General features: G+C 70.8%; 4 protein-coding genes. 1 reads left to right on the top strand and 3 read right to left on the bottom strand.

The genetic code is table 11. The annotated features are described in order from the left end of the window. Positions 1 to 161: 161 nt before the first annotated feature. The 3 genes from VIB55_RS22895 to kdsB are packed head-to-tail and all read right to left on the bottom strand — an operon-like array spanning position 162 to position 2,964. Positions 162 to 479 (bottom strand): hypothetical protein, encoded by a 318-nt coding sequence (locus VIB55_RS22895; protein ID WP_331878997.1) that lies wholly within the window; start codon positions 477 to 479, stop codon positions 162 to 164. Further along, positions 479 to 2,188, bottom strand: a complete 1,710-nt coding sequence (locus VIB55_RS22890) for a CTP synthase (protein ID WP_331878996.1) — start codon at positions 2,186 to 2,188, stop codon at positions 479 to 481. Before VIB55_RS22890 ends, VIB55_RS22895 begins: the two co-directional genes overlap by 1 nt. Beyond that, positions 2,185 to 2,964: a 3-deoxy-manno-octulosonate cytidylyltransferase gene (gene kdsB, locus VIB55_RS22885; protein ID WP_331878995.1), complete on the bottom strand. Its 780-nt coding sequence runs from the start codon at positions 2,962 to 2,964 to the stop codon at positions 2,185 to 2,187. The genes VIB55_RS22890 and kdsB overlap by 4 nt, the downstream gene beginning before the upstream one ends. Before the next feature lie 323 nt (positions 2,965 to 3,287). On the opposite strand from kdsB, the gene VIB55_RS22880 reads away from it, so the two are divergent. Continuing rightward, the gene (locus VIB55_RS22880; protein WP_331878994.1) at positions 3,288 to 4,565 is read left to right on the top strand and encodes a threonine/serine ThrE exporter family protein; all 1,278 of its coding nucleotides are present in this window, start codon (positions 3,288 to 3,290) and stop codon (positions 4,563 to 4,565) included. The last annotated feature ends 175 nt before the right edge of the window (positions 4,566 to 4,740 follow it).

Below are 4,740 nucleotides of genomic sequence, written 5' to 3'. Positions count from 1 at the left end.
CTTGTCGAACGATGCCTTGAAGACGACCGGCAGCCCCAGGTCGTCCGCTAGCCGCGCCAGCGCCTCGCCCACCTGCAGGTTCAGCGCGTCGTGCTCCACGACGCACGGCCCGGCGAGGAGAAAGAAGGGCCCGCCCACGCGGAACAGCTCGGCGGCGTCCGTCATCCCGCGGCCACCCGGGCCCGGATGAGCTCGCTCACCTCCAGGAAGTCGTCCGCGGCGCGGAGCCGCAGGTGCGCCTCCCGCTGGGTCTCGGGCGGCGCCTGCCCGCCGCCGAGCATCCCCAGCGCACCGCGCTTCAGCTGCTCGCCCACGTCCGCGAGGACGTCGGCGTCGCGGGCCGTCAAATCGGCCGTCCCCGTGTCGCGAAGCTGCTCCAGCCCGCGCGCGATCTCCGTCACCGAATCGGCGGCGTTCCCCGACCCCGCCCCGGCGTAGGCCAGGAGAGAATCGATGTGCGCCTGGGTCGGAACGTCCATCACGCGACCACCGTCTCCGGCGCGGACTCCGCAGCCGCCACCTTCGACGCGGCCGGCGTGAGATCGCGGTGCAGGCTCACCTGCTCCTCGCCGTTGCGCCGAGCGACCGCCGCGGTGACGAAGGAGGCGAAGAGCGGATGCGGATGGTCCGGCCGCGACTTGAGCTCCGGGTGCGCCTGCGTGGCGACGAACCAGGGGTGGTCCGGCAGCTCGATCATCTCCACCAGGTTGCCGTCGGGCGAGGTGCCGCTGATGCGCATGCCCGCGTCTTCCAGCTGCGGCCGGTACTCGTTGTTCACCTCGTACCGGTGCCGGTGGCGCTCGCTGATCTCGTGGCCGCCGTAGATCTCGGCGGAGCGCGAGCCCGGCGCCAGGCGCGCCGTGTACGCCCCCAGCCGCTGCGTGCCGCCCAGGTCGGTGATCTGGCGCTGGCTGTCCATCAGGCAGATCACCGGGTCGCTCGTGTCGCGCTCCCACTCGGCGGAGTGCGCCTGCGTGAGGCCGCAGACGGAGCGCGAGAACTCGATGATGGCCGTCTGCATCCCCAGGCAGATGCCGAAGAACGGCAGGCCGTTCTCTCGCGCCCACTGGATGGCGGAAAGCATCCCCTCCACCCCGCGCACGCCGAATCCGCCGGGGATGAGCAGGCCGTGGTACTGCGACAGCTTGTCAGCCGGCTGTCCGTTCTCGAAGTCTTCGGACGAGAGCCAGTCGATCTCCACCTTCACGTCGTTGGCGATGCCGCCGTGGTACAGCGCCTCCTGGACGGACTTGTACGAATCGACCAGCGCCACGTACTTGCCCACCACGGCGATCTTCACCGCGCCGTTCTTCGGCCGCTTCACCCGCTCCACCAGCCGCTCCCACTCGCCCAGGTCCGGCTTCGACGTCTGCAGGCCGAGCTTGGCGCACACCTGGTCGTCCAGCCGCTGCTTGTGGTATTCCAGCGGCACCTCGTAGATGCTGGCCACGTCGCGCGCCTCGATCACGCTGGCCACGTCCACGTTGGTGAACAGGGCGATCTTGCGGCGCATCTCCGGCGGAAGCGCGTGCTCGCTGCGGCAGATGAGGATGTCGGGCTGGATGCCGATCTCCATCAGCTCGCGCACGGAGTGCTGCGTGGGCTTGGTCTTCAGCTCGCCCGCCGCGGCGATGTAGGGGATCAGCGTCAGGTGGATGAACAGCGTGTGCTCGCGCCCCACCTCCTGCCGGTACTGGCGGATGGCCTCGAGGAACGGAAGCGACTCGATGTCGCCCACCGTGCCGCCGATTTCGGTGATCACCACGTCGTGGTTGGGCGCCAGGCGGCGGATGGCCGTCTTGATGGCGTCGGTGATGTGGGGAATCACCTGCACGGTGGCGCCCAGGTACTCGCCGCGGCGCTCCTTCTGGATGACTTCCTGGTAAATGCGCCCCGTGGTGATGGAATTGGCGACGGAAAGCGACTCGCCCACGAAGCGCTCGTAATGGCCCAGGTCCAGGTCCGTCTCCGCCCCGTCGTCGGTGACGAACACTTCACCGTGCTGGAACGGCGACAGGGTGCCGGGATCGACGTTGATGTACGGATCGAACTTCTGGATGGTCACGCGCAGCCCGCGGTCCACCAGGAGCCGGCCGATGGAGGCCGCGGCGATCCCCTTCCCCAGCGACGACACCACGCCGCCGGTGACGAAGATGTACTTGGTGGGAGTCGTGTTCATGGCGGTCATGCGGGTGCCTCGATCAGGTCGGGTGTAGATGCACTGCCCAGGATGCGCTCTGCGCGCGCCGCGTCGGCCGGGGTGTCGACCCCGCCCTCGGCCGGCGCGCCCACCGCCACGCCGATGCGGATGCCCGCGGCCAGCGGACGGAGCTGCTCCAGCTTTTCGATCCGCTCCAGCGGCGCCTCGGCCAGCGCCACCCAGCGGAGCAGCGCGTCGCGGCGGTAGCTGTAGATGCCCACGTGGCGCAGGTACGGCCCGGAGGCGAAGTCCGGCTCGGCGTCGCGTGCGAAGGGGACCGGGGCGCGCGAAAAGTACAGCGCCGCGCCGTCGTCGCCCCGCACCACCTTCACCACCGAGGGCTCGCGCCACTCGTCCGCCGAGCCGATGGGCGTCGCCACGGTGCCCGCGTCCCACCCGCCCTCGCGGACGAGCCCGATGGCGGCTTCGAGATGCTCGCGGCGCACGAACGGCTCGTCGCCCTGCACGTTGACGATGGTGCCGAAGCCCTCGTACTCGCCCATCTGTGCCACTTCCGCCACGCGGTCGGTGCCGGAGGGATGGTCCTCGCGCGTGAGCGCCACCCGCGCGCCGAACCCGCGCGCGACGTTGGCCACGCGCTCGCTGTCGGTCGCGATGACGAGCGCATCGAACAAAGCGAACGCCGAAACGCGCCGCCAGACCCATTCGATCAGGGGCCGGCCAGCGAGCGGATGCAGCGGTTTTTCAGGGAGTCGTTGCGAAGACAGCCGGGCCGGGATGACGCCGAGAACTCCGGCAGCCACAATACCCGTATGAGGGGAGTCGGCCCGACCGCTTGCAAGTATCACGCCATGGAAGTTAGCGTCCGCGCGGCGGCGGGACAAGGGCCAGCTTCGTGGAGTGCGTGAGTGCGGCAGGGCGTGAGTGCGGAAGGAGTTTCTGAAGGTAGTGCGCCCGGCGCGTGGCGGCTAGGGTATCCCTTGCTGAGCGTGCTCCCGTGGCGCGACTTTCAGGAGAATTGGACTCACCCAGAGGCGCAGAGTCGCAGAGAGAGACGAAGGGAGGGCTCTTCTGCGTCTCTGCGGCTCTGCATGATCCATCTCTTTTTCCCAGGATGGAGAACGACGTGGCGAGCACCGCCCGGACCGAGTACGCCGAGCCCGATCCCGCGGCCGTGGGCTTCGTGATGCACCTGGGGCGCGCCATGCACAGCTATGGCGAGGCGTCGCACCGGCTGGAAGACATCCTGGGCGCCCTTTCGGACCGGCTGGGGCTGCAGGGCGCGCAGTTCTTTTCGCAGCCCACGTCGCTGATGGCGTCGTTCGGCCCGGTGGAGTTCCAGCGCACCTACATGCTGCGCGTGCAGCCAGGCGACGTGGACCTGCGCAACCTGGCGGCCGTGCACGGCGTGAGCCTGGAGGTGGCGCAGGGACTCATCTCTCCCGCGGAGGGGAGCGAGCGCATCGCCGCCATCGCCGCGTCCCCGTCGCCGTACGGGCCGTTCCTGACGACGCTGGCCTTCGGCGGCATCTCCGGGGCGAGCTGTCTGCTGCTGGGCGGCGGCCTGCGCGAGATCGTCGCCGGCACGTTGCTGGGGCTGGGGCTGCGGGGATTCATGCTGGTGGCCGCGCGGGTGCCGCGGCTGGGGCGCGTGTTCGAGCCCCTGGCCGCCCTGCTGGTGAGCGGCGCGGCCGTGGCGCTGGCACACCTGGGCGGCCCGCTCTCCGTCCTCGTCGCCACGCTCGCCGGGCTGATCGTGCTGCTGCCGGGGCTGACGCTGACCAACGCGCTGAACGAGCTCGCCAGCCGGCAGCTGGCGTCGGGAACGGCGCGGCTGAGCGGCGCTTTCATCACCTTCCTGGGGCTGGCGTTCGGCGTGGCGCTGGGCAATCGGCTGGCGACCGCCGCGTTCGGCGCGCCGGCCGCGGTGCAGGCGGGCTCGCTGCCGGGGTGGGCCGGGCTCGTGGCGCTCGTCGTCTCGCCCCTCTGCGGCGTGGTGCTGCTGAAGGCCGCGCCGCGCGACATCCCGTGGATCGTGGTGGGCACGGCGTTCGGCGTGGGGGGCGGCCAGGTGGGGGCCTCGGCGCTGGGGGTGGAGCTGGGCGCCTTTGCCGGGGCCTTCGCCGTGGGCCTGGCCAGCAGCATCTACGCGCGGCTGCAGAACCGGCCCCCCGCCGTGGTGCTGGTGCCCGGCATTCTGCTGCTGGTGCCGGGGAGCGTGGGCTTCCGCGGGCTCACCTCGCTGATGGAGCGGCAGACGCTGGCGGGGATCGAAACGGCGTTCAGCATGATGCTCACGGCCGTGGCCCTGGTCTCGGGACTGCTGATCGCGGGCGTGATCGCGCCGGAGCGGCGGGTGCGCGATCCCGGCGCGCCCACCCGCCGCCCGCGGCTGAGCGGCTGAGCGACGCGCCGCCAGCCCCCAGGTCATCTGGCCGGACCGCCACGTTGTCATCCCGAAGGAACGGCCCCGGCGAACCTGCCCCCACGCCGTCGATCGCAGCGACTGAGGGATCCGCCACACAGCCGGATCAGCGCTCCATCACGGCAGAAACACTGGGCCCATCCCTGCCCTGTCA

The organism is Longimicrobium sp. (genome assembly GCF_036554565.1).
In the GTDB taxonomy this organism is placed as follows: domain Bacteria; phylum Gemmatimonadota; class Gemmatimonadetes; order Longimicrobiales; family Longimicrobiaceae; genus Longimicrobium.
The sequence above is the reverse complement of the archived record's forward strand: the minus strand, read 5'-3'. Positions and strand labels throughout refer to the sequence as shown.